This is a genomic window from Pseudomonas sp. BN505 (genome assembly GCF_029873175.1).
Taxonomy (GTDB): Bacteria; Pseudomonadota; Gammaproteobacteria; order Pseudomonadales; family Pseudomonadaceae; genus Aquipseudomonas; species Aquipseudomonas putida.
The window spans coordinates 60,539-83,192 of record NZ_SSOI01000027.1 but is presented as its reverse complement, the minus strand read 5'-3'; the positions used below and the strand labels follow the sequence as shown (position 1 = coordinate 83,192).

Genomic DNA, 22,654 nt, shown 5'->3' with positions numbered 1-22,654 from the left:
CAATATGTTGCGCATCCTGCTGATTGACGACACCCAGCACAAACTCGGCCGCCTCAAGGCGGCGTTGATCGAGGCGGGCTTCGAGGTCACCGAAGCCCCAGGCTTGACCATCGACCTGCCCGCCTGCGTCGAAACGGTGCGCCCGGATGTAGTGCTGATCGACACCGACTCACCTGACCGTGATGTGATGGAACAGGTGGTGTTGGTCAGCCGTGACCAGCCGCGCCCCATCGTGCTTTTCACTGACGAGCATGACCCTGGGGTGATGCGCCAAGCGATCCAGGCGGGGGTCAGTGCCTACATTGTCGAAGGCATCCATGCTGCCCGGCTGCAGCCGATTCTGGATGTGGCCATGGCCCGTTTCGAAAGCGACCAGGCACTTAAGGCGCAGTTGGTGGCACGCGACCAGCAACTGGCCGAACGCAAACGCATCGAGCAGGCCAAAGGTTTACTGATGAAAATGAAAGACTGCAACGAAGAACAGGCCTACACCCTGATGCGCCGCCAGGCCATGAGCCGACAGCAGAAGCTGATCCAGGTGGCAGAGCAGATCATTGCCATGCACGAGATGCTCGGCTAGCAGCGCAGGCCGCTCCCACAAAGTCCGCTCTGCTCGATATTCCGAATTGGCCCGGCTCTTGCTGATGTATTTACACCGGTAGCCAACGGCGGTTGCCCCACTTAAATCCCGACAAAGACGTCGCTCTCCCCTCCACCTTCCTGGAGTGGGTAGCGGCGTCTTTTTCGTTCCGTTGCATTGCCGAGTGAGGTGTTCGATGAGTACCAGCTTCTGGAAATCCGGGCATGTGCCCACGTTGTTCGCTGCGTTCCTGTACTTCGACCTGAGCTTCATGGTCTGGTACCTGCTGGGCCCGATGGCGGTGCAGATTGCCGGTGACTTGCAACTCAGTGCACAACAACGGGGCCTGATGGTAGCCATGCCGATCCTCTCCGGGGCGATCCTGCGCTTTGCCATGGGCGTGCTGGTCGACCGCCTGTCACCCAAGACCGCAGGGCTGATCGGCCAGGTGGTGGTCATCGTCGCGCTGGCGGCGGCCTGGCACTTCGGCGTACACAGCTATGAACAGGTGCTGCTGCTGGGCTTGTTCCTCGGCTTTGCCGGCGCTTCGTTCGCCGTGTCGCTGCCGCTGGCATCGCAGTGGTACCCGCCACAACACCAGGGCAAGGCCATGGGCATTGCTGGCGCCGGCAATTCCGGCACGGTGTTCGCCGCCCTGCTGGCCCCGGCGCTGGCCGCCGGCTTTGGCTGGAACAATGTGTTCGGCTTTGCACTGATTCCGTTGACGCTGGCGCTGGTGGTGTTCGCCCTGCTGGCACGCAACGCCCCAGAGCGCCCCAAGCCCAAAGCAATGGCGGACTACCTCAAGGCCCTCGGCGACCGTGACAGCTGGTGGTTCATGTTCTTCTACAGTGTCACCTTCGGCGGCTTCATTGGCCTGGCCAGCGCCCTGCCCGGCTACTTCAGCGACCAGTACGGGCTGAACCCGGTCACTGCCGGCTACTACACCGCTGCCTGCGTGTTCGCCGGCAGCCTGATGCGCCCACTCGGCGGCGCCCTGGCCGACCGCTTCGGCGGCATCCGCACCCTGCTGGGCATGTACAGCGTGGCCGCCATCTGCATTGCCGCAGTCGGTTTCAACCTGCCGTCTGCCGCCGCCGCACTGGCACTGTTCATCAGCGCCATGCTGGGCTTGGGCGCTGGTAATGGCGCGGTATTCCAACTGGTGCCACAACGCTTCCGCCAGGAAATCGGCGTAATGACCGGGCTGATCGGCATGGCCGGCGGTATTGGGGGCTTCCTGCTGGCGGCAGGGCTCGGCACCATCAAGCAGCACACCGGCGATTACCAGCTGGGGCTGTGGCTGTTCGCCAGCCTGGGCCTGCTGGCGTGGTTCGGCCTGCATGGCGTGAAACAGCGCTGGCGCACCACCTGGGGCTCGGCTGCAATCACTGCAGCGCGGGTCTGAGGCACGCCGATGAGCCTGCAACTGAGCTTTGCCCAGGCCAGCGCCACCGGGCCGCGCGCGGAAAACCAGGACGCCCTGCGCCTGGTGACCCCGGCGCCAGAGCTGGCCGCCAGCAAGGGCTACCTGTTCGCGCTTGCCGACGGCGTCAGCCAATGCGCCGATGGTGGCCTGGCAGCACGCGCCAGTTTGCAGGCGCTGGCCCTGGACTACTACGCCACCCCCGCCACCTGGAGCGTGGCCCAGGCACTCGACCGCCTGCTGCTGGCACAGAACCGCTGGCTGCGCGCTCAAGGCAGCGGCCAGCCATTGTTGACCACCCTCAGCGCACTGGTACTGCGGGGCCGACGATTCACCCTGGCCCATGTCGGCGACTGTCGTGTTTACCGCTGGCACGCCGGGCACCTGCAGTGCCTGAGCGAAGACCATGTGTGGGACCAGCCGGGCATGCAGCATGTGCTGAAACGCGCGCTGGGCCTGGACCAACATCTGCTGGTGGATTACCTGGAGGGCGAGCTGCAGCCGGATGAGTGCTTCTTGCTACTCAGCGACGGAGTCTGGGCCAGCCTGGGCGACCAGCACATCCAGGCGGTGCTGCGTGAACAGCCCGACCTGCAACTGGCCGTCGACACGCTGGTTGCCAGCGCGCACCTCAATGGCAGCCAGGACAACGCCAGCGCCTTGCTGGTGAAGGTCGAGCAACTGGGCACGGCCAACCTCGGTGACACCCTGGCACAGCTGCAGCAATGGCCGTTACCCGGCCCCCTGCGCGAAGGCCAGGTGATCGATGGCTGGCTTACCGAACAGCTGCTGTCGCACAGCCGCCAGTCGCTGCTGTACCGGGTGCGCGACGGCCAAGGTCAAACCTGGCTGCTCAAGACCCTGCCTGGCGCACGCGAGCAGGAGCCGAAGGCGGCGCAAGGGCTGTTGCTGGAAGAATGGTTCCTGCGCCGGGTCGCTGGCCGACATTTCCCCGAGCTGCATGCAGCCAGCCAGCGGCAACACCTGTACTACGTGATGCGCGAATACCCCGGCCAGACCCTTGCAACGCTGCTGGCCGAACACGGCCCGCTGCCCTTGCCACAGTGGCTGGAAATGGCCCGGCAACTGCTGCAGGCGGTCGGCGTGCTGCACCGGCGCAACCTGCTGCACCGCGATATCAAGCCAGACAACCTGCACCTGGGCAGCGATGGCCAGCTGCGCCTGCTGGACTTCGGCCTGGCCTACTGCCCAGGCCTGTCCGAAGACCCGCTGCACGACGTGCCCGGCACACCCTCGTACCTCGCCCCGGAAGCGTTCGACGGCCAACCGCCCAGCCCACGCCAAGACCTGTATGCCGTGGGCGTGACGCTGTACCACCTGCTGACCGGGCACTACCCGTATGGCGAGGTTGAAGCCTTCCAGCGCCCGCGTTTCGGCCAGCCAGTCAACGCCGCACGCTACCGCCCCGACCTACCGGAATGGCTGCAGCACAACCTGCAACAGGCGGTAGCCACCGACCCGGCGCAACGCTTCGAAACGGCCGAACACTGGCTGCTGCTGCTTGAACGCGGCGACCGCCAGGAGCTGCCCAACCGGCCAAGGCCATTGCTGGAGCGCGAGCCGCTGAAGGTGTGGCGCACGCTGGCCCTGCTGTCCCTGCTGTTCAACCTGATTTTGCTGCTCAGCCTGCTAAAAGGCTGAGCGCACCCTGCCGATGAGGAGTACCCCGATGAATGCAAAAGTCTGGTTGGTGGGTGCCGGCCCTGGCGACCCTGAACTGCTCACCCTCAAGGCGGTACGTGCCCTGCAGCAAGCCGCCGTGGTGATGATCGACGACCTGGTCAACCCGGCAGTACTGGAACATTGCCCCCAGGCCCGGGTGATCGCAGTGGGCAAGCGCGGCGGCTGCCGCTCCACACCACAGGCGTTCATCCAGCGCCTGATGTTGCGCCATGCTCGACAAGGGCGTTGCGTGGTACGGCTCAAGGGTGGCGACCCGTGTATTTTTGGTCGCGGAGGTGAGGAGGCGCTATGGCTGCAGGGACATGGCATCGAGGTGGAGCTGGTCAACGGCATCACGGCGGGCCTGGCAGGCGCCACGCAATGCGGCATTTCGCTGACTTCACGCGGCGTCAGCCGCGGGGTGACGCTGGTGACGGCGCACACCCAGGACGACAGCGAGCTGAACTGGACGGCTCTGGCACAGGGCGGGACGACGCTGGTGGTTTACATGGGGGTGGCGCGGCTGGAGCAGGTACGCCAGGGCTTGCTGGCGGGGGGCATGGCACCGGGCATGCCGGTGGCGATGATCGAAAATGCCTCGATGCCGCAGCAGCGTGAGTGCAGGAGCGATGTGCTGGGCATGGTTGAAGATGCGCGAAGGTTTGGCTTGCGTAGCCCGGCGATTCTGGTGATTGGGGAAGTGGTTGGGGAACAGCAGGCTCTGGAGCTTGTTTCAATCGCGGGCTAAACCCGTCACTGCAGGAGCAGCTTCGTCCTGCAAAGAGGCCATTACAGCGACAGGATACCTTTGCCCTTACCGGCCTCTTCGCAGCACAAGGCTGCTCCTGCAAGTGCTGTGCAGGCTGTGAGGCCGGTTAAAACCCAGGCAAAGAAAAACCCGGCCGAGGCCGGGTTTTTCATGAAACATCAGGCCAATTACTTGGACTGAGCTTCTACCTGAGCTTCAACGCGACGGTTGACAGCACGGCCTTCTTCGGTGGCGTTGTCAGCAACCGGACGGGTTTCGCCGTAGCCTACCGAGTCAACACGGGTAGATTCTACGCCGTACTGCTGGGTCAGGACTTGCTTGACAGCGTTGGCACGACGCTCGGACAGCTTCTGGTTGTAAGCGTCTGGACCCACGGAGTCAGTGTGACCTTCAACCACGGTGGTGGTTTGTGGGTACTGCTTCATGAAGTCAGCCAGGTTCTTGATGTCGCCGTAGCTGTTAGGCTTGACGACCGACTTGTCGAAGTCGAACTTGACGTCCAGCTCAACACGAACGACTTCGGCAACAGCCGGGCAGCCGTCGGCGTCAACGGTAACGTTGGCCGGGGTGTCTGGGCACTTGTCGACGTTGTCGCAAACGCCGTCGTTGTCGGAGTCGGAGCAAACTTCAGCAACTGGAGCTGGAGCGGCTTCGGCTTGCTTCGGGCTACCGCCGAAGTTCAGACCAACACCAACGCTTGGGGCCCACTCGGTGTCGCCCTGGTCGATGTTGTACTGAGCTTCTACGCCGGCACGGGCGTAGAACATGTCGGTGATGTACCACTTGGCGCCAGCGCCAACGTTGGCGAAGGTGGAGTGGTCACGACCGCCACGGCCGGTCTGGCCCAGCGACTGGTGCGAGAAACCAGCGGAAACGTACGGACGGATGGCGTCATACGGGTTGTTGAAGTGGTAAACGGCGTCCAAGGCGGTGTTCGAGCCCTTGATGTTCTTGCCGTCTTCGCCACGAGCGTTGTGAACTTCGTCGTAACCCAGGCGCAGTTCAACGTCGTCGGTCAGGAAGTAACCGATCGAGCCGCCGAACAGATTGCCGTCGTTCTTGAAGTCACGCTGGCTGTCGAAGAATTCTTTCTTGTAGAAGCCTTCGACTTCCACAGCGCCTGTGCCTTGTGCCATAGCGCCAATCGAGGTGGCGGCTACGAGCGAACCAATGGCCAAGCCCAAGGTGTTTTTCAATTTCATCCGTTAAATCCCCATCTGGTGATAGTTAAGCAGTCCCACCACAAACAAGGGGGACAACTCGACGGCAAGTCTAGCAGAACTCGCCGATTCGTTAGAGATATTTGCACGCCACTAAGTTTCATCAAGGCCGGCAAATTTCTCACGAAGCTTGTCTAGCGCACGCTTGTAGCGCATTTTCGTTGCGCTCAGGCCCATGTGCATGATGTCTGCAATTTCCTGAAATTCCAGCTCTGCGACAAAACGCAGCACCAGAATTTCCCGGTCAATCGGGTTCACATGCACCAGCCACTTGTCCAGCCCGCCTTTTTCTTCCGGCTTCGGGGCCTTGTCTTCGGACGCCTCTTCGATAGGGTCCAGACTCAAGGCATCCATCAGCCGGCGTTTACGGCGCTCCTTGCGGTACTGGGTGATGCACTCGTTGTAGGTGATGCTGTAGAGCCAGGTCTTGAACTTGGATTTACCCTCGAAGTTCTTCAGCCCGTACAGCACCTTGAGCATCACTTCCTGACAGACATCGTCCGCGTCACGGTCGTTCCCCAGATAACGCGCACAGACGTTGAACAGGGTCCGCTGGTAGCGCCGCATGAGCTCCTCATAGGCGCGGGTAACGTGGTACAGCTCCTCATGCGAACGCGCCACCAACTCTTCATCGGTGAGCTCGCGGGGGTCATAACGCATGGGCGGCGAATGAACTTTATTCAAAACGGATCTGGCCGACAGTCAGGTCAATGTCGCCGCGCGACCCCGTGGGTCGAATTTCGCGGCGGCATACATTAACAGCTTTTGTGCGGTTAGCGGCTATTGACGCGCTGCTCAAGCAGCTCGCGATTGGCCAGCGACACCAGTTCGCCATCATCGGTCAGCAGCGTTGTCTTGACCGTGCCGATTTCCTCGATATGCCCTTCGACCTCTCCAATTCGCACCTGCTGGCCGACCTGGTAGAGCTCACGCACGTAAATACCGGCCAGAATCTGCCCGGCAATTTCGCGGCTGCCAAGGCCCATTGCCAGGGCTACCGCCAGACCAACGGTAATCAGCCCGATGACGATCACGTGGTTCAGCAGGTCGGTTTTCACCTCCAGCTGGCTGATGGCAACCGAGATGCTGATGATGATCACCAGGCCCTGGGTAATACGCCCAAGGCCTGCCGAATATTCCAGGCCGATGCCTTCGGCGGCGCCGCGCACCAGCCCGTTGGCCACCTGCGCCAGCAGCACGCCGGCCAGCAACACCAAGGCGGCGCCGAACACTTTTGGCAGGTACAGGGCGAGCATGTCGAGGGTCGCGGAAACCCGCTCCAGGCCTAGCGACTCAGCGGCCGAGACGAGGAAGATGAGCAGCACGAACCAGTAGACAATCTTGCCGATCAAGGTCGAGATCGGCACCTGGATACCGACCCGGCCGAGCATCTTGGTGAGGCCGGTGCCGGCCATCAGGCGGTCAAGGCCAAGCTTGGCCAGCAGTTTGGACAATAGCGTGTCGAGCAGCTTGGCCACCACGAAACCGAGCAGCACCACGACCAGCGCGCCGAACAGGTTGGGGATGAAGTTCGCTACCTTGGTCCAAAGTGCAGTCATCGCGGCGACCAGGCTCTGGGTCCAGAGATCGAGTTCCATATTCAATCGGCCTTATCTGCTTTGCTGCCGGTGGCAGCGTTGCGGGAAGAGTGTCGACGCACCGGCGCGACATGCGCCGAGCCATTATTGACGGCAATCAGCAGCGCCTGGCTCCAGCGGCCAAGCAGGCTGAACAGATCGCCCGCGCCAACCTGGCGGTTGGCGGTTTTCAGCACGCGACCCAGGCAGGCAGCGTCATCCCGGTCATCGCGGTCATTGCCGGAGGGTGACGCCTTGAGCAGGTCACGCAGGGATTCTTCAAACGGATCGTGCATGGGCACCTCGCGCAGTGTCAGCAAGAGACGAGATGGCCGGGCAATGGGTCACACATCCGATTGGGACGAATGTTTCAAAATGAACACCTAGACCCATCGCAACCGCCGGAACATCCACCACTGCCCCACCGCCAGCCCAAGCACGACGATGCAGGCGAACAGGAAGCCATAGGGGTTTTCTGCCCCCGGGATACCGCCGACATTGATGCCCAGCAGCCCGGTAACGAAACTCATGGGCAAGAAGATGCAGGTGATGATGCCAAAGCGGTACATGGTGCGGTTCATCCGCTCGCTTCGCCGGCGGTCTTCGCTTTCCAGCACCAGTGCGGCACGCTCGCGGGTCAGTTCCAGCTCTTCGAGGTAGCGGATCAGGCTGTTGTTCAGCTCGTTCCAGTAATCGGCATCGGCATCGGCAAACCAGCTCCATTTGCTGCGTGACAGCTGGGCGTAGATCTCCCGCTGCGGGGCCAGGAAACGCCTCAGGCCCGCTGCACGCCGGCGGATCTGTTGCAGGCTGCCGTTCTCCGGAGTGTACCGTTCGTCGGATTCGACCTTTTCTTCTTCCAGGTCGACCAGTTCGGACAGGTCGCTGACCAGGCCCTGGACCTTTTCAGTCAGCAGTTCGCCCATCAGCAGCAACAGCTCGGACGCCGACTTCGGCCCCCTGCCCTGCTCCAGCAACTGAAGCATCTCGTCACTGGCGCGCAATGGCCGCAAGCGCAGCGAGATGACCCGCTGCGCCTGGGCGAAGATGCGCACCGAGACCATGTCTTCGGGCTCTGCGCCCGGGTTGAGGTTGACCCCACGCAAAAACAGCAACAGCTGTTCGTCAGCCATGGGCAGCAGGCGCGGCCGGGTGTTTTCTTCCAGCAGCAGCTCGCAGGCGAACTCGCTCAGGCCGCTGTCATGCAGCAGCCAGGTGCGGGTTTGTGGATGGCTGCGGTCCCAGTGCAGCCACAGGCTCTGCTCCGGTTGCAGCTGCAGGTCGTCCAGTTCAGTACGGGCAATCGAGCGCGCGCCGCCTTTACCATCGAGCACCAGGGCATGCACCAGCCCCCACTGCGCGTTGTCTTCCTCGAACATCAAAGCTCCATCAGCGCGTGCGGCGCATCACTCCGGCATTTTCAGCGGGCTTGGCGAGACCAGCACGCCATTGTTGTCGGCATATACGTACTCGCCCGGGCGGAAGGTCACACCGGCGAAGGTCACCGCAACGTTGAGGTCGCCGATGCCGCGCTTGTCGGTTTTCATCGGGTGGCTGGCCAGGGCCTGTACGCCGACGTCGGTCTGGATCAATACGTCTACATCACGCACGCAGCCGTAGATCACCAGGCCTTCCCAACCATTTCTGGCGGCCTTTTCAGCGAGCATGTCGCCCAGCAGCGCGCGGCGCAGCGAGCCACCGCCGTCCACTACCAGCACCTTGCCCTTGCCGTCGAGTTCGACCTGCTCCTTGACCAGCGAGTTGTCTTCGAAGCACTTGATGGTGACGATCTGGCCACCGAACGAGTCGCGGCCGCCGAAGTTGCTGAACATCGGTTCCAGCACTTGTACCAGTTCCGGGTAGGCGTCACAGAGGTCGGGCGTTACGTAATGCTGCATGGGAGGCTCCTGTCAGTCACAACGAAAGCGGGTATCGGCCAAGGCTACACCTTGGAGGCTGTCGCAGTCACCAAGGACCAAACGGTCATCTTCAGCCTGTGCGGGCCTCTTCGCGGGCACGCCCGCTCCCACAGGGATATCACAAGACTTCAGTGCTGTGAAATCCCTGTGGGAGCGGGCGTGCCCGCGAAGAGGCCGGCACAGCTAATGCAGGATCAGCTGGCTGGCAAAGGCTCTACCGCCACAGTGGACGCATGCACCGGCAACAGCGGGTTGCGCAACCAGCGCTCCACCAGCGGCCACACCTGCACCTGCGCGGCCTTGCTCACCAGCATGTCGACGTGCCCGAAGGCGTCGAAGCCTTCTTCACGCCCCAGCCGCAGGAACTGCTTGCGCTCCCCCCCCAACTGCTCGAACAGCTTTCGGCAGGCCCACACCGGGTCCTGGAAGTCCCCCGCGCCGGCCACCGCCAGCAGCGGCACATCCACCTCTGCCAGCCCCGCCCACCAGTCGCTCTGCTTGTCGCCAAAGCGCCCGAACAGGCCGTGCCAGCGCATGCTCTCCAGCGCCAGGCCGATGGGCTCGTCCTCTGGTCCACGCTTGAAACGTGGCCCGGAAATCTGCCCCCAGCGCTTGAGCACCAGCTTCGCGCCCCAGGCCAGCGGTGGCACTTTCAGCGGCCAGTAGACGCGGCTGATCTGGGTACCGAACAGCGCAACGCTGGCCACCTCCCCGGCAGCAAGAAAGCCACCACCCAAGGCTGCCGCCAGGGTAGTGCCGCCCAGGGAATGGCCAATCCAGTGTGGCGCCTGGCCCGACTGCTCGCGCACGAACGCGGCAATCAGCGGCAGGTCATCACGGGCATAGGCGGCTACGTTGTTGTGCTGCCAGGCGTGGTTACGTGGCGACAGGCCGTGGCCGCGCATTTCCGGGATCCACACATCGAAACCGGCACGGGCGAGATACGCACCCAGGCCAACCCCTTTGGGCGAGTACCAGAAACGCCGATTGGAAAAACTGCCGTGCAGAAGAATGACCGGCACACCCAGAGGCTGGCCCTGATCGGCCAGCCCCAGACGGGTAAGGGCAAGCTCGACGCTAGGGTCAGGGCCATTGCCGGCCTTGATCCGGTACACGTCTTCGCTAAGGTCGCCGCGCCGCTCGGCACTGAGCAGGGCCACGGGAAATAGAGTGCTGCTGCTTTGCATAAGGTTGCTTGGTGCACAAAAAAGGGCGGGAACCATTACTGGAACACGCCCTGGAAAAAACCAGGCGGGGGTACGCCAGACGTCCCCCCGCGTTTTACCTCGTCAGGCTGCGCCCTGGCCCTCGGCCAGGAAGAACCAGGTCTCGAGTACCGAGTCCGGGTTCAGCGACACGCTCTCGATGCCCTGCTCCATCAGCCACTTGGCCAGGTCCGGGTGGTCCGATGGGCCCTGACCGCAGATGCCGATGTACTTGCCGGCCTTGTTGCACGCGGCAATGGCGTTGGCCAGCAGCTTCTTCACCGCAGGGTTACGCTCGTCGAACAGGTGGGCGATGATGCCCGAGTCACGGTCCAGGCCCAGAGTCAGCTGGGTCAGGTCGTTAGAGCCGATCGAGAAGCCGTCGAAGTACTCAAGGAACTCCTCAGCCAGAATGGCGTTGGACGGCAGTTCGCACATCATGATCACGCGCAGGCCGTTGTCGCCACGGGACAAGCCGTTTTCGGCGAGCAGGTCGACGACCTGGCTGGCTTCGCCCAGGGTACGCACGAACGGCACCATGATCTCGACATTGGTCAGGCCCATCTCGTTGCGTACACGTTTCAGTGCACGGCACTCGAGCTCGAAGCAGTCACGGAACGATTCGCTGATGTAACGCGACGCACCGCGGAAGCCCAGCATCGGGTTTTCTTCTTCGGGCTCGTACAGTTTGCCGCCGATCAGGTTGGCGTACTCGTTGGACTTGAAGTCCGACAGGCGCACGATGACCTTTTTCGGGTAAAAGGCCGCAGCCAGGGTGCTGATGCCTTCGACCAGCTTCTCGACATAGAAGCCGACCGGGTCGCTGTAGCCGGCAATACGCTTGTCGACGCTGTCCTTGAGCTCCGGCGGCAGGCCTGCGTAGTTGAGCAGCGCCTTGGGGTGCACACCGATCATGCGGTTGATGATGAATTCCAGGCGCGCCAGGCCGACACCGGCGTTGGGCAGCTGGGCAAAGTCGAACGCACGGTCGGGGTTGCCGACGTTCATCATGATCTTGAATGGCAGCTCCGGCATGGCATCAACCGAGTTCTGCTTGATGTCGAAGCCCAGCTCGCCCTCGAAGATGAAACCGGTGTCGCCTTCGGCGCAGGACACGGTCACACCCTGGCCGTCTTTCAGCAGCTGGGTGGCGTTGCCGCAACCGACCACGGCCGGAATACCCAGCTCACGGGCGATGATCGCCGCGTGGCAGGTACGGCCGCCGCGGTTGGTAACGATGGCACTGGCGCGCTTCATCACCGGTTCCCAGTCCGGGTCGGTCATGTCGGAGACCAGCACGTCGCCCGGCTGGACCTTGTCCATTTCCGATACGTCGTTGATCACGCGCACCTTGCCGGCGCCGATGCGCTGGCCGATGGCGCGGCCTTCGACCAGTACGGTGCCTTTTTCTTTCAGCAGGTAACGTTCCATGACGTTGGCGCTGGAACGGCTCTTCACCGTTTCCGGGCGTGCCTGCACGATGTACAGCTTGCCGTCGTCACCGTCTTTGGCCCACTCGATGTCCATCGGACGCTGGTAGTGCTGCTCGATGATCATGGCCTGCTTGGCCAGTTCATTGACTTCGTCGTCGCTCAGGCAGAAGCGCGCACGCTCGGCACGGTCGACTTCGACAGTCTTGACCGAACGGCCGGCCTTGGCTTCTTCGCCATAGACCATCTTGATGGCCTTGCTGCCCAGGTTGCGACGCAGGATGGCCGGGCGGCCGGCCTGCAAGGTTTGCTTGTGCACGTAGAATTCGTCAGGGTTGACCGCACCCTGCACCACGGTTTCGCCCAGGCCGTAGGCGCCGGTGATGAACACCACGTCGCGGAAGCCCGACTCGGTGTCGAGGGTGAACATCACGCCTGCAGTGCCGGTTTCGGAGCGGACCATGCGCTGCACGCCGGCCGACAAGGCCACCAGCTTGTGGTCGAAGCCCTGGTGCACGCGGTAGGCGATGGCGCGGTCGTTGAACAGCGAGGCGAACACCTCCTTGGCCGCGCGGATCACGTTGTCGACGCCACGGATGTTGAGGAAGGTTTCCTGCTGGCCGGCGAACGAGGCGTCCGGCAAGTCTTCGGCGGTGGCCGAGGAACGCACGGCAACGGCCATGTTGTCGTTGCCAGCGGCCATTTCGGCGAAGGCGGTTCGGATTTCCGAATCCAGACGCGCAGGGAACTCGGCTTCCATGACCCACTGGCGGATCTGGGCGCCGGTTTTGGTCAAGGCATTGATGTCATCCACATCCAGCGCGTCGAGCGCGGCGTGAATCTTGTCGTTCAGACCACTCTGTTCGAGAAAATCGCGGTACGCCTGCGCCGTAGTGGCAAAGCCGCCCGGCACCGATACACCAGCACCGGCAAGGTTGCTGATCATCTCGCCCAGGGATGCGTTCTTGCCCCCCACATGCTCTACATCATGGACGCCGAGCTTATCGAGGGAAACTACGTACTCTACCAAGGTGATCTCTCCACTAACTGTGTTGGAAAAGCTCAAAAAGGCGCCCGCCTGTCTTCGGTGACTTGGCCGGGCGTTTGTGGCCTGTACCTGGAAAATAAGTGAGAATGCCGACAGCCGCATTCGGCAAACCGAACTTATCATATCCAAGAATCGTCATCAGCTTAAGGCCCAGATCGCAAATGAAACGAACCGCGTTCTTCATCTCCGACGGCACCGGTATCACTGCCGAAACCCTGGGCCAGAGTTTGCTCGCGCAATTCGAGAGCATTCCGTTCAACAAATTCACCCGTCCGTACATCGATTCGCCAGACAAAGCGCGGACCATGGTCCAGCAAATCAACGCTGCGGCCGAGCGTGACGGGGTGCGCCCGATCATCTTCGACACCATCGTCAACCAGGACATCCGGGAGATCCTGGCGACGTCGAACGGCTTCATGATCGACATCTTTTCTTCGTTTTTATCCCCGCTAGAGCAGGAATTGACCGCCCATTCGTCGTATTCCGTGGGCAAATCGCACTCGATCGGCGGCAATTCCAACTACATGGAACGCATCGAGGCGGTGAATTTCGCCCTGGACAACGACGACGGTGCGCGCACCCACTACTACGACAAGGCCGACCTGATTCTGGTAGGTGTGTCACGCTGCGGCAAGACCCCCACCTGCCTGTACATGGCCATGCAGTTTGGCATCCGCGCCGCCAACTATCCGCTGACCGAAGACGACATGGAGCGCCTGCAACTGCCGGCTGTGCTGAAAAAGCACCACAGCAAGCTGTTCGGCCTGACCATCGACCCAGACCGCCTCACCGCCATCCGCCATGAACGCAAGCCCAACAGCCGCTATTCCAGCTTTGCCCAGTGCGAGTTCGAAGTGCGTGAGGTAGAGAGCCTGTTCCGGCGGGAGAACATACCCAACATCAATTCCACGCATTTTTCGGTGGAAGAGATTTCGGCGAAGATCCTGGTGGAAAAAGGAGTGGAGCGGCGGTTCAAGTAAGCAGTCTGTAGACCAGCCGACTGACACGGTCCCGGTAGGAGCGGCCTTGTGCCGCGAAAGGGCAGCATAGCGGCCCCGGCGATATCAGCCTGAGGCGTAAATTGTGGGGGCGCTTCGCACCCCTTTCGCGGCACAAGGCCGCTCCTACACGGACCGTGGAATGACCAAGTAAAAAGCCCCGGCATCACTGCCGGGGCTTTGTTTTACCTCACCATAAGGCTCAGGACGGCACCACCGTCGCCTGCCCGCTCATGGCCAGGTCGACCAGCTCGCGGTTAGCCACCGCGTACATCGCATAGTCGGTGCCGGTCGCATTGCGCAGGTCGTCCAGCATGGCACGCCAGCGCTCTACCATCACCCGATGCTGCTCGGCCCACAGTGCCACGCGGGCGTCCATGTCATCCGGCGCATCGGCCATCTGCAGCACCGAAATGGTGATCGCCCGCTGCTGCAGGTCGATGTCGTCGCGGAAGGCTTCGCGGGCCAGCGCCTGCCAGTTGTTCTCCACCGGCAAGTTGCTGATTTCCTGCAGGTACCAGGTCAGGTCCAGCGAGCTGCCCACGGCGAAGAACGCCTTGGCCACCTGGGCGGGGTCGTGACCGGTGACGTCGGCCGCTTCGATGATCGGCAGCAGGGTGTACAGGTGGCTGGTACCCGCCACCATGCGCGCCAGCAGTTCTGGCACACCGGCGTCGACAAAGCCCTGGTAGCGCACCATCCAGCGTTCGCGGGTCGGGCCTTCGAGCAGCTCATCGAGCTTGAGCCCGAGTTGCGCAATCTTCGGCCCGAAGTGTGCGGTATCACGCCCGGCGTCCTGCTCGTTGCGGCGGCTGCGCAGGAACCAGCGCGTGGCACGGCGGCCCAGGCGCATCAGTTCGTCCATCAGGGTGAGCTGGATTTCTGCCGGCACCTGGTAGTCCAGTGCCTCGATCTGGCGGAACCAGTGCGGCAGGTGGAAGATGTCGCGCACGATCACATAGGCCCCGGCCACGTTGGCCGGGCTCATGCCAGTCGACTCCTTCAGGCGCTGGACGAAAGTGATGCCCATGTTGTTGACCAGGTCGTTGGCAATCTGGGTGTTGACAATTTCGCGCTTCAGGCGGTGGCGGCGCATGGAGTCGGCAAACTTGCTCACCAGCGACGGCGGGAAGGCGGTTTCCATGTCGCGGGTCAGGTAGTCGTCGTCCGGCACCAGCGATTTCAGCAGCTGTTCCTTGAGGTCGATCTTGCTGTACGAAATCAGCACCGACAGCTCGGCGCGGGTCAGCCCATGGCCAGCAGCCAGGCGTTCGGCCAGTTGCTCTTCGGACGGCAGGAACTCGATGGCGCGGTCCAGCTTGCCACGGGCTTCCAGGTCGGCCATCAGGCGCTTGTACTCGGCAATCCGCTCACGGGCACGGCGAGCCGCCAGCGACAGCGCCTGGGTCTGCTTGTAGTTGTTGCCCAGCACCAGGCCGGCCACTTCGTCGGTCATGCTGCCGAGCAGCTGGTTGCGCTGCTTCTCGGTCATGTCGCCACCCTGCACCACTTCGTTGAGCAGGATCTTGATGTTGACCTCGTGGTCGGAGCAGTCCACGCCGCCGGCGTTGTCGATGAAGTCGGTGTTGGTGGCGCCGCCGTTCAGGCCGAACTCGACCCGGCCAAGCTGGGTCATGCCCAGGTTGCCGCCCTCGCCCACCACCTTGCAGCGCAGTTCGTTGCCGTTGACCCGCAGCGCGTCGTTGGCCTTGTCGCCGACATCGGCGTGGCTTTCGGTGCTGGCCTTCACGTAGGTACCAATGCCGCCGTTCCACAGCAGGTCGACCGGTGCCTTGAGCAGCGCGTTGAGCAGCTCGGTCGGGGTGAGGCGGTCGGCTTCGATGGCGAAGCGCTCTTTCATCTGTGGGCTGATGGCGATGCTTTTGGCGCTGCGCGGGAAGATCCCGCCGCCTTCGGACATGATGCTGGTGTCGTAGTCGCTCCAGGCCGAACGCGGCAGGTCGAACAGGCGCTTGCGCTCGGCAAAGCTGGACGCAGGCTCCGGGTTCGGGTCAATGAAGATGTGCAGGTGGTTGAAGGCTGCCACCAGTTGCAGCTTGTCGGACATCAGCAGGCCGTTGCCGAATACGTCGCCGGCCATGTCGCCCACGCCGATCACGGTGATCGGGTCTTCCTGCACGTTGATGCCGCGCTCGCGGAAGTGGCGCTGCACGCCCACCCAGGCGCCGCGTGCGGTAATGCCCATCTTCTTGTGGTCGTAACCGGCCGAACCGCCCGAGGCAAAGGCGTCGCCCAGCCAGAAGCCATAGTCGATGGCGATGCCGTTGGCGATGTCGGAGAAGGTTGCCGTGCCTTTGTCGGCCGCCACCACCAGGTACGGGTCGTCATCGTCATGGCGCACCACGTTGGCCGGTGGCACCACGCCGCCGTCCTTGAGGTTGTCGGTGATGTCGAGCAGGCCGGAAATGAAGATTCGGTAGCACGCCACGCCCTCGGCGGCGATCTCGTCACGGCCGCCACCCAGTGGCAGGCGGCGCGGCAGGAAGCCGCCCTTGGCGCCAACCGGCACGATGACCGAGTTTTTTACCTGCTGGGCTTTTACCAGGCCCAGTACTTCGGTACGGAAGTCCTCTTCGCGGTCGGACCAGCGCAAGCCGCCACGGGCGACGTTGCCAAAGCGCAGGTGCACGCCCTCGACGCGCGGTGAATAGACGAAGATTTCGAACTTGGGCACCGGCTTGGGCAGTTCGGGGATCAGCTTGGGGTTGAACTTGAAGCTGAAATACGATTTGTTCTGGCCATTGGCATCCGGTTGGTAGAAGTTGGTGCGCAGGGTAGCCTTGATCAGGTCCAGGTAGCGGCGCAGGATGCGGTCTTCGTTGAGGACCTGCACGTCGTCCAGCGCGGTCAGGATCGCTTGTTCCAGGCGCAGCTGCTTGTCGTCCAGGTCTTCCTGGGTGAGCTTGCGGGCCAGGTAGAAGCGGGTCTTGAACAACCGGGTCAGCTCGCGGGCGATGTCGGTGTGGTTGTTCAGGGTGCTGGCGATGTAGCCCAGGTCGAAGCCCAGGCGGATCTGCTTCAGGTAACGGGCGTAGGCGCGCAGCAGCGCCACGTCGCGCCATGGCAGGCCGGCAGTGAGCACCAGGCGGTTGAAAGCGTCGTTCTCGGCATCGCCGCGCACGATGTGGATGAAGGCGTCCTGCAGGGTGTCGTTGAGCTGCTGGATATCCAGGCTCAGGCCTTCGCTGTAGGTGAAGGCGAAGTCGTGGATCCAGTACTCGCGGCCATTGGCATGGCGCAGGCGGTACGGGAACTCGCCGAGCACACGCAGGCCGAGGTTTTCCAAGATCGGCAGCACGTCAGACAACGCCAGGGGCGTATCGGCGTGGTACAGCTTGCAGTGCAGGATACGCTCGCCAACCTGGGTCAGCGGCTGGTAGAAGCTCATCGCCAGCGGCTTGCTTTCCGACAGGTTCAGCACGTGCTGCAGGTCGACCACTGCCGAGTGCGCGGCGAAGCGCTCACGGTAGCCGGCCGGGAAGCCCTTGGGGAAATCGGCCAGGATGTTGGTGCCCTGGGCTTCACCGAAGTTCTCGACCACCAGCGTCGAATAGTCGTCATGCCACGAGCGGCAGGCCTGGATAACTTCGCGTTCCAGCTGCTGCGGGTCGATGTCGATGCGGTTTTTCGGGTCTACGCGCAAAATCAGCTGCACGCGTGCCAGCACCGATTCGGAGAAGAAGGTCCAGAACTCGCAGTCGCTGGCCTTCAGGCGCTCCATCAGCACTTGCTGAATCTTCTGCCGTACTTCGGTGGAGTAGATCTCCCGCGGCACATAGGCCAGGCAGTAGCAGAAGCGGCCGTACGGGTCCTTGCGCAGGAACACGCGGATCTTGTTGCGTTCCTGGATCTGCACGATCGCCATGACGGTGGTGAACAGCTCGTCGATCGGCGTCTGGAACAGGTCGTCGCGCGGCAGCACTTCCAGTACCTGAGCCAGTTCCTTGCCCAGGTGGGCCTTGGCGTCGAAGCCCGAGCGGCGCTCGACTTCAGCCACCTTCACGCGGATATACGGAATGGCATGCACGCTCTCGCCATACACCGACGAGGTGTACAGGCCCATGAAGCGGTGTTCCTTGATGACTTTGCCGTCGGCGTCCAGCTGGCGGATCGACACGTAGTCCGGGTAGGCCGGGCGGTGCACGCGGCTGGGTAGCGCGGCCTTGGCAAACGACAGCAGCAGCGGTTCGTTGAGGTAAGCCACGGCGTAGTCTTCGATGCGCAGCTCTTCGGCCGTCAGGCCCACGCGCAGGCGGCGCGGCAGGCCGAGGAACGACTGCTCGTCGTAGACCATCTGGCCGCCGTCGGCGTCGCCCTTGACGGTGAATTCTTCATAGCCCAGGAAGGTGAAATGGTTGTCCAGCAACCACTCGAGGAACGCTTTGACCTCGCCCTTCTCGTTCTGGGCTGGGCCAAAGGCGGTCTGTTCAACCTGCGCCACCACTTCACGCAGCTTGGCCTTCATCGGTTCGAAGTCGGCCACGGCCACCCGTACCTCGGCCAGCACCTGCTCGATCTCGCGGGTCAGCACGGTCAGCTCGGCAGCATTGGCGCAGCGGTCGATCTCCAGGTACATCAGCGACTCATGGCGCACGCCTTCGCCCTGGGTGCCCTTGGGCAGCAGCTCCAGCAGCTCGCCCTTGGCGCCGCGGCGCACGCTGAGCACGGTGGTCTGCAGGGTGTGGATGCTGTAGCCGCGGCGGTTGAGCTCGGTGCGCACAGAGTCGACCAAAAACGGCAGGTCGTGGTGCAGCACCTCGACCACGGTATGGGTCGACTGCCAGCCATTGCGTTCGTAATCGGGGTTGTATACGCGTACTTGCGGGTATTCGGGGTCGAAACGCTCGATGATGCGCCAGGCTGACAGTGTGCAGCCGGCCAGGTCGGAAAGCCTGCGCTGGGTGAGTTCGTCCAGAGAGATGATGCCGAAGAACTGCTCGGCGAACAGCGCCACTTGTGGCAGGGACTGTTCGCTGATGTGCTGCGCCAGGGCCGCTTGCAGTTGATGCTGGAAGTCGGCTTTGCTGGCTGCGGTGAAGAACGCCATCTGTGGTACTCCGCTTGGGCTTTGTAATAGTTGAAGCGTCGCTGCGTGCGCCGTGTACGGATCAACGATAGCCAACCCGTGGCAAGGCGGACGGTAAAAACAGGCGTTGAACGTGCGCGGGCACGCCCAGGGCTCGCCGAAGCTTAACGACTGATCGGTCATCAACGCTTGCAGCGCTGCGACAATTTCGGTCAAGGGGCGGTAACTTTACGTTTATGCCTGTACGCAAGACTGTCAGAATTCCCTTCCGTTTCCTTTGATCCGAGCCTGCTCATGCAAATCAACACCGCCCTGCTGTTCGCCACCCCTTGCGATGACGAGGAAGACAACATGGCGACCCTGTGCTGCCACAGCGACAAGGGACAGATGTTCCTGCTTACCCGCTACCCGGACGAAGACACCGTCGACCTGACCCTGGATGATGAGCCGTCGACGCTGGATGGGCTGAAAGTGACGCTGAGTGCCAAGCGCCTGCTGATCGAAGTGGCGGCCGGCGACCAGGATGCGCTGAAGGGGGACGAGGTGCTGGAGATCAACCTCACCAGCGACCTGAGCGACCTGGACGAAGTGAAGCAAACCCTGGAAAACATCCTGACCGGGACCGGGACCTTCGTCTGCGAACTCTGAACCGCAGATTGCACATAGGGCCGACCTTTGTTGCCTGTACTGGCCTCATCGCCGGCAAAGGCAGCACAAATCCCTTGGGAGATTCAGGCGCTAGCGCAATGCTGCCTGCATCGCTTTGGCCTGCACCCGCAGCGCCTCGCAAAACGGCTCCACCGCTGCCGATGCCGGCCGGTGGTCGGGGCGTATCAGCATGACCTGGTAGGGCACCGACACCCGCAGCCTGCGGATCGGCAAACCGCCCTGGGCCGCCTCCAGGCCGCTCAGCGGGTTGATGATCGCCACCCCAAGGCCTTGCCTGACCATCGCGCACACCGAGGCGGCACTGGTGGTCTCGATCACCGTGCGGCGGTTCACCCCCGCCGCGCGAAAGTGCTGGTCCAGGCGCTGGCGGTAGGTGTCCAGGCTGGCCAGGTTGATGAAATCGACCTCATGAAAGTCGCTTAGCTCCAGCTCGGCCTTGGCCTGCAACGGGTCATGCTCGGGCAGCACGCACACCATGTTGGCGCTGAACAGCAATTCGCCATAAGCGCCGCGTGGTATCTGCTCGATTTCGGTCAGGCCAAGATCATGCTGCTGGGCAACCAGTGACTCCTCCAGCAACGGCGACTCCTGCGCCACGATGCTCACGCTCACACCGCGGTGCTGCTGATGGAAGCGCTGGCAGGCCTTGGGCAGCAAGGTCTGGGAGAACAGCGGCAGGCAGGTGATGGCCAGCCGTCCCTGCTCGAAATTGCGGATGGCCTGGGCAAAGCGATCAATGCGCTCCAGCCCGACGTAGGCACGCTCGACCTCTTCGATCAACAGCAGCGCCTGGGCCGTCGCCACCAGGCGCCCACCCTCGCGCTCGAACAGGTTCAGGCCAGTCACCTGCTCCAGCCGCGCCAATTCGCGGCTGACAGTGGGCTGCGAGGTGAACAGCAAGCGCGCCGCACCGGTGACACTGCCAGCGGCCATGATGGCGCGGAACACTTCAATGTGGCGGACGGACAGTTTCACGGCAGCACCCGGTGAGTCGACAATGGGTATATCAGATATGAATGACTGGCAGAAAAATAGCTATTTTTCTGAATTCCCGCTTTGATTCATCCTCGTGGCCTTCCTGATACGAGTAGCTCCACCATGACCGTACCCTTCACCCTTCTGGCCGAGGCGGTTCGCCAGCACGGCTCGCCCCTTTGGGCGTACGACGCCAGCACCATCGCCGAGCGTGTCGAACAGCTGAACGTATTTGACACCGTACGCTTCGCCCAGAAAGCCAACCCCAACCTGCATGTGCTGCGCCTGATGCGCGCCCACGGCCTGGTGCTGGATGCCGTGTCGCTGGGTGAAATGGAGCGGGCCTTCGCTGCGGGTGCGAGCGTGGACGGTGACCCTGCCGGCGTGGTGCTGACCTGCGACGCGCTGGACCGGCCAACCCTGGAGCGCGTGGTGGCAGAGAAGATCGAAGTCAACGCCGGCTCCATCGACATGCTGCGCCAACTGGGTGAACGCTCGCCCGGCCACCGCGTGTGGATCCGCATCAACCCGGGCTTCGGCCATGGCCACAGCCGCAAGACCAACACCGGCGGCGAAAACAGCAAGCACGGCATCTGGCACGAAGAGCTGGACGAGGCGCTGGCGTGCATCAAGACTCATGGCCTGCACCTGGTGGGCGTGCACATGCACATTGGTTCCGGGGTGGACTATCAGCACCTGGAGCAGGTGGCCCGCTCGATGATCGAACTGATCGGCCGCCTGGGCGTGGATATCGAGGCGTTCTCCATCGGCGGCGGGCTGTCCACCCCTTACCGCAGCACCGACAAGCCGGTCGACCTGCAACGCTACGCCCAGACCTGGGCGGTGGCACGCAAGGAAATCGAAGCGATGCTGGGCCACCCCGTACGCATGGAAATCGAGCCAGGGCGCTTCCTGGTGGCCGAGTCGGGCTATCTGGTGGCCGAAGTGCGTGCCGTCAAGCAAGTGGGCCGCAATACCTTCGTCATGATCGACGCCGGCTTCAACGACCTGATGCGGCCGGCGATGTACGGCGCCTACCACGGCATGACCCTGCTCGACGCAAACGGCCAGCCGGTGGACCGCCCACGGCAGCCGACTGTTGTGGCCGGGCCATTGTGCGAATCGGGTGATGTGTTCACCCAGGATGACCAGGAACTGACCCCGCAGGACCTGCCCCAGGCTCAGGTGGGCGACCTGCTGGTGATCCATGATGCCGGCGCCTACGGTGCATCGATGTCGTCGAACTACAACAGCCGGCCGTTGCTGCCGGAGTTCCTGATCGAAGACGGGACGCTGCGAATGATTCGCCGGCGGCAGACGGTGCAGGACCTGCTGAGCCTGGAGGCCGGGTTCTAACAACGTATTCAATGTGCGCGCGCTGCCTTTGTGTGAGCAACTGCCTTGCTCAAGATCCAGAAGCTGGCGCAACCTCAGTGGGAGCGGGCATGCCCGCGAACACCGGCAGAGCCGGTGCCATCCACCGTGTTGCCTGTTTCGCGGGCACGCCCGCTCCCACAAGGATGTGTGCATGCACACGATCCTTGCAATCAGCCTGCCCTACCATGACAATGCGATCAATTCCCATTAATATTGCGGTCTTGACGCATGTCGACGCTCGATCCTCAGGCCCTGCACCAGCTGTACAGCGAAAACAACAGCTGGCTGAAGGGCTGGCTGCGCGCCCGCCTGGGCAACGCCGCCGATGCCTCCGACCTGGCCCACGACACGTTCTTGCGGGTAATGACCGCACGTAATCCGTTGCCGATCCGCGAGCCGCGCAGCTACCTCAGCGCTATCGCCCGCGCGCTGCTGATCGACAAAGCCCGCCGCCGCGCCATCGAAAAAGCCTACCTGCAAGCCCTGGCCTTGCGCCCGGAGCCGGTAGAGGTATCGCCGGAAGTGCGCTTGTCGATCATCGAAATGCTGGTGGCCGTGGACACCCTGCTCGACGAACTCGGCGCCAAAACCCGCGCCATCTTCCTCGCCGTTCAACTGGAAGGCTTGACCTACGGTGCTACGGCCGAGCGCTTCGGCGTGTCGGTTACCACCGTGAAGAACCACCTGATCAAGGCGATGACCCGCTGCCTGCTGGCAGTCGAAGGCTGAGG

Annotated in this window: 18 protein-coding genes; 8 read left to right on the top strand and 10 right to left on the bottom strand. The window is 62.7% G+C overall.

Annotated elements, in window-relative coordinates:
- Positions 1-4 precede the first annotated feature (4 nt).
- The 4 genes from E8E78_RS06325 to cobA all read left to right on the top strand — a co-directional run bounded on the left by E8E78_RS06325 (position 5) and on the right by cobA (position 4,437).
- On the top strand, positions 5-580 hold the full coding sequence (locus tag E8E78_RS06325; RefSeq protein ID WP_016500786.1) for an ANTAR domain-containing protein: 576 nt from the start codon (positions 5-7) through the stop codon (positions 578-580).
- 196 nt (positions 581-776) lie between these two features.
- Positions 777-1,988, top strand: a complete 1,212-nt coding sequence (locus tag E8E78_RS06320; protein WP_016500787.1) for a nitrate/nitrite transporter — start codon at positions 777-779, stop codon at positions 1,986-1,988.
- A 9-nt stretch (positions 1,989-1,997) separates the two neighbouring features.
- Positions 1,998-3,668 carry a bifunctional protein-serine/threonine kinase/phosphatase gene (locus tag E8E78_RS06315; RefSeq protein ID WP_049274334.1) on the top strand — a complete coding sequence of 557 codons (1,671 nt, stop codon included), beginning with the start codon at positions 1,998-2,000 and terminating at the stop codon, positions 3,666-3,668.
- Positions 3,669-3,696: 28 nt separating this feature from the next.
- The gene (gene cobA / locus E8E78_RS06310; protein WP_049274336.1) at positions 3,697-4,437 is read left to right on the top strand and encodes a uroporphyrinogen-III C-methyltransferase; all 741 of its coding nucleotides are present in this window, start codon (positions 3,697-3,699) and stop codon (positions 4,435-4,437) included.
- A 188-nt stretch (positions 4,438-4,625) separates the two neighbouring features.
- Here the strand turns inward: cobA and E8E78_RS06305 are convergent, their stop codons facing one another.
- The 8 genes from E8E78_RS06305 to ppsA all read right to left on the bottom strand — a co-directional run bounded on the left by E8E78_RS06305 (position 4,626) and on the right by ppsA (position 12,839).
- Positions 4,626-5,660 carry an OmpA family protein gene (locus E8E78_RS06305; RefSeq protein ID WP_016500790.1) on the bottom strand — a complete coding sequence of 345 codons (1,035 nt, stop codon included), beginning with the start codon at positions 5,658-5,660 and terminating at the stop codon, positions 4,626-4,628.
- Positions 5,661-5,771: 111 nt separating this feature from the next.
- Positions 5,772-6,338: an RNA polymerase sigma factor SigX gene (sigX, locus tag E8E78_RS06300; protein ID WP_016500791.1), complete on the bottom strand. Its 567-nt coding sequence runs from the start codon at positions 6,336-6,338 to the stop codon at positions 5,772-5,774.
- A gap of 113 nt (positions 6,339-6,451) precedes the next feature.
- Positions 6,452-7,276: a mechanosensitive ion channel domain-containing protein gene (locus E8E78_RS06295; protein WP_016500792.1), complete on the bottom strand. Its 825-nt coding sequence runs from the start codon at positions 7,274-7,276 to the stop codon at positions 6,452-6,454.
- Between the two features lie 2 nt (positions 7,277-7,278).
- The gene (locus tag E8E78_RS06290; protein ID WP_014591816.1) at positions 7,279-7,551 is read right to left on the bottom strand and encodes a hypothetical protein; all 273 of its coding nucleotides are present in this window, start codon (positions 7,549-7,551) and stop codon (positions 7,279-7,281) included.
- 87 nt (positions 7,552-7,638) lie between these two features.
- Positions 7,639-8,634: a zinc transporter ZntB gene (locus tag E8E78_RS06285; protein WP_016500793.1), complete on the bottom strand. Its 996-nt coding sequence runs from the start codon at positions 8,632-8,634 to the stop codon at positions 7,639-7,641.
- A 27-nt stretch (positions 8,635-8,661) separates the two neighbouring features.
- On the bottom strand, positions 8,662-9,153 hold the full coding sequence (gene rraA / locus E8E78_RS06280) for a ribonuclease E activity regulator RraA (RefSeq protein ID WP_049274340.1): 492 nt from the start codon (positions 9,151-9,153) through the stop codon (positions 8,662-8,664).
- Between the two features lie 215 nt (positions 9,154-9,368).
- Positions 9,369-10,361 carry an alpha/beta fold hydrolase gene (locus E8E78_RS06275; protein ID WP_230676130.1) on the bottom strand — a complete coding sequence of 331 codons (993 nt, stop codon included), beginning with the start codon at positions 10,359-10,361 and terminating at the stop codon, positions 9,369-9,371.
- A gap of 102 nt (positions 10,362-10,463) precedes the next feature.
- On the bottom strand, positions 10,464-12,839 hold the full coding sequence (gene ppsA, locus E8E78_RS06270; protein WP_041167818.1) for a phosphoenolpyruvate synthase: 2,376 nt from the start codon (positions 12,837-12,839) through the stop codon (positions 10,464-10,466).
- 179 nt (positions 12,840-13,018) lie between these two features.
- Between ppsA and E8E78_RS06265 the strand changes: the two genes are divergently transcribed.
- Positions 13,019-13,837 (top strand): pyruvate, water dikinase regulatory protein, encoded by an 819-nt coding sequence (locus tag E8E78_RS06265; RefSeq protein ID WP_016485587.1) that lies wholly within the window; start codon positions 13,019-13,021, stop codon positions 13,835-13,837.
- Positions 13,838-14,057: 220 nt separating this feature from the next.
- On the opposite strand, the gene E8E78_RS06260 is transcribed toward E8E78_RS06265, so the two are convergent.
- Positions 14,058-18,923, bottom strand: a complete 4,866-nt coding sequence (locus tag E8E78_RS06260) for an NAD-glutamate dehydrogenase (protein ID WP_280337096.1) — start codon at positions 18,921-18,923, stop codon at positions 14,058-14,060.
- A 273-nt stretch (positions 18,924-19,196) separates the two neighbouring features.
- Here E8E78_RS06260 and E8E78_RS06255 point away from each other — a divergent pair, with 273 nt between their 5' ends.
- Complete coding sequence (locus E8E78_RS06255) at positions 19,197-19,550, top strand: hypothetical protein (protein WP_049274347.1); 354 nt, start codon at positions 19,197-19,199, stop codon at positions 19,548-19,550.
- Between the two features lie 90 nt (positions 19,551-19,640).
- Here E8E78_RS06255 and E8E78_RS06250 read toward each other — a convergent pair whose 3' ends face one another.
- The gene (locus E8E78_RS06250; RefSeq protein ID WP_049274349.1) at positions 19,641-20,546 is read right to left on the bottom strand and encodes a LysR family transcriptional regulator; all 906 of its coding nucleotides are present in this window, start codon (positions 20,544-20,546) and stop codon (positions 19,641-19,643) included.
- 123 nt (positions 20,547-20,669) lie between these two features.
- Between E8E78_RS06250 and lysA the strand changes: the two genes are divergently transcribed.
- Together lysA and E8E78_RS06240 are read left to right on the top strand one after the other, a co-directional pair.
- Positions 20,670-21,902, top strand: a complete 1,233-nt coding sequence (gene lysA / locus E8E78_RS06245; RefSeq protein ID WP_049274351.1) for a diaminopimelate decarboxylase — start codon at positions 20,670-20,672, stop codon at positions 21,900-21,902.
- Between the two features lie 249 nt (positions 21,903-22,151).
- Complete coding sequence (locus E8E78_RS06240; protein WP_049274353.1) at positions 22,152-22,652, top strand: sigma-70 family RNA polymerase sigma factor; 501 nt, start codon at positions 22,152-22,154, stop codon at positions 22,650-22,652.
- The last annotated feature ends 2 nt before the right edge of the window (positions 22,653-22,654 follow it).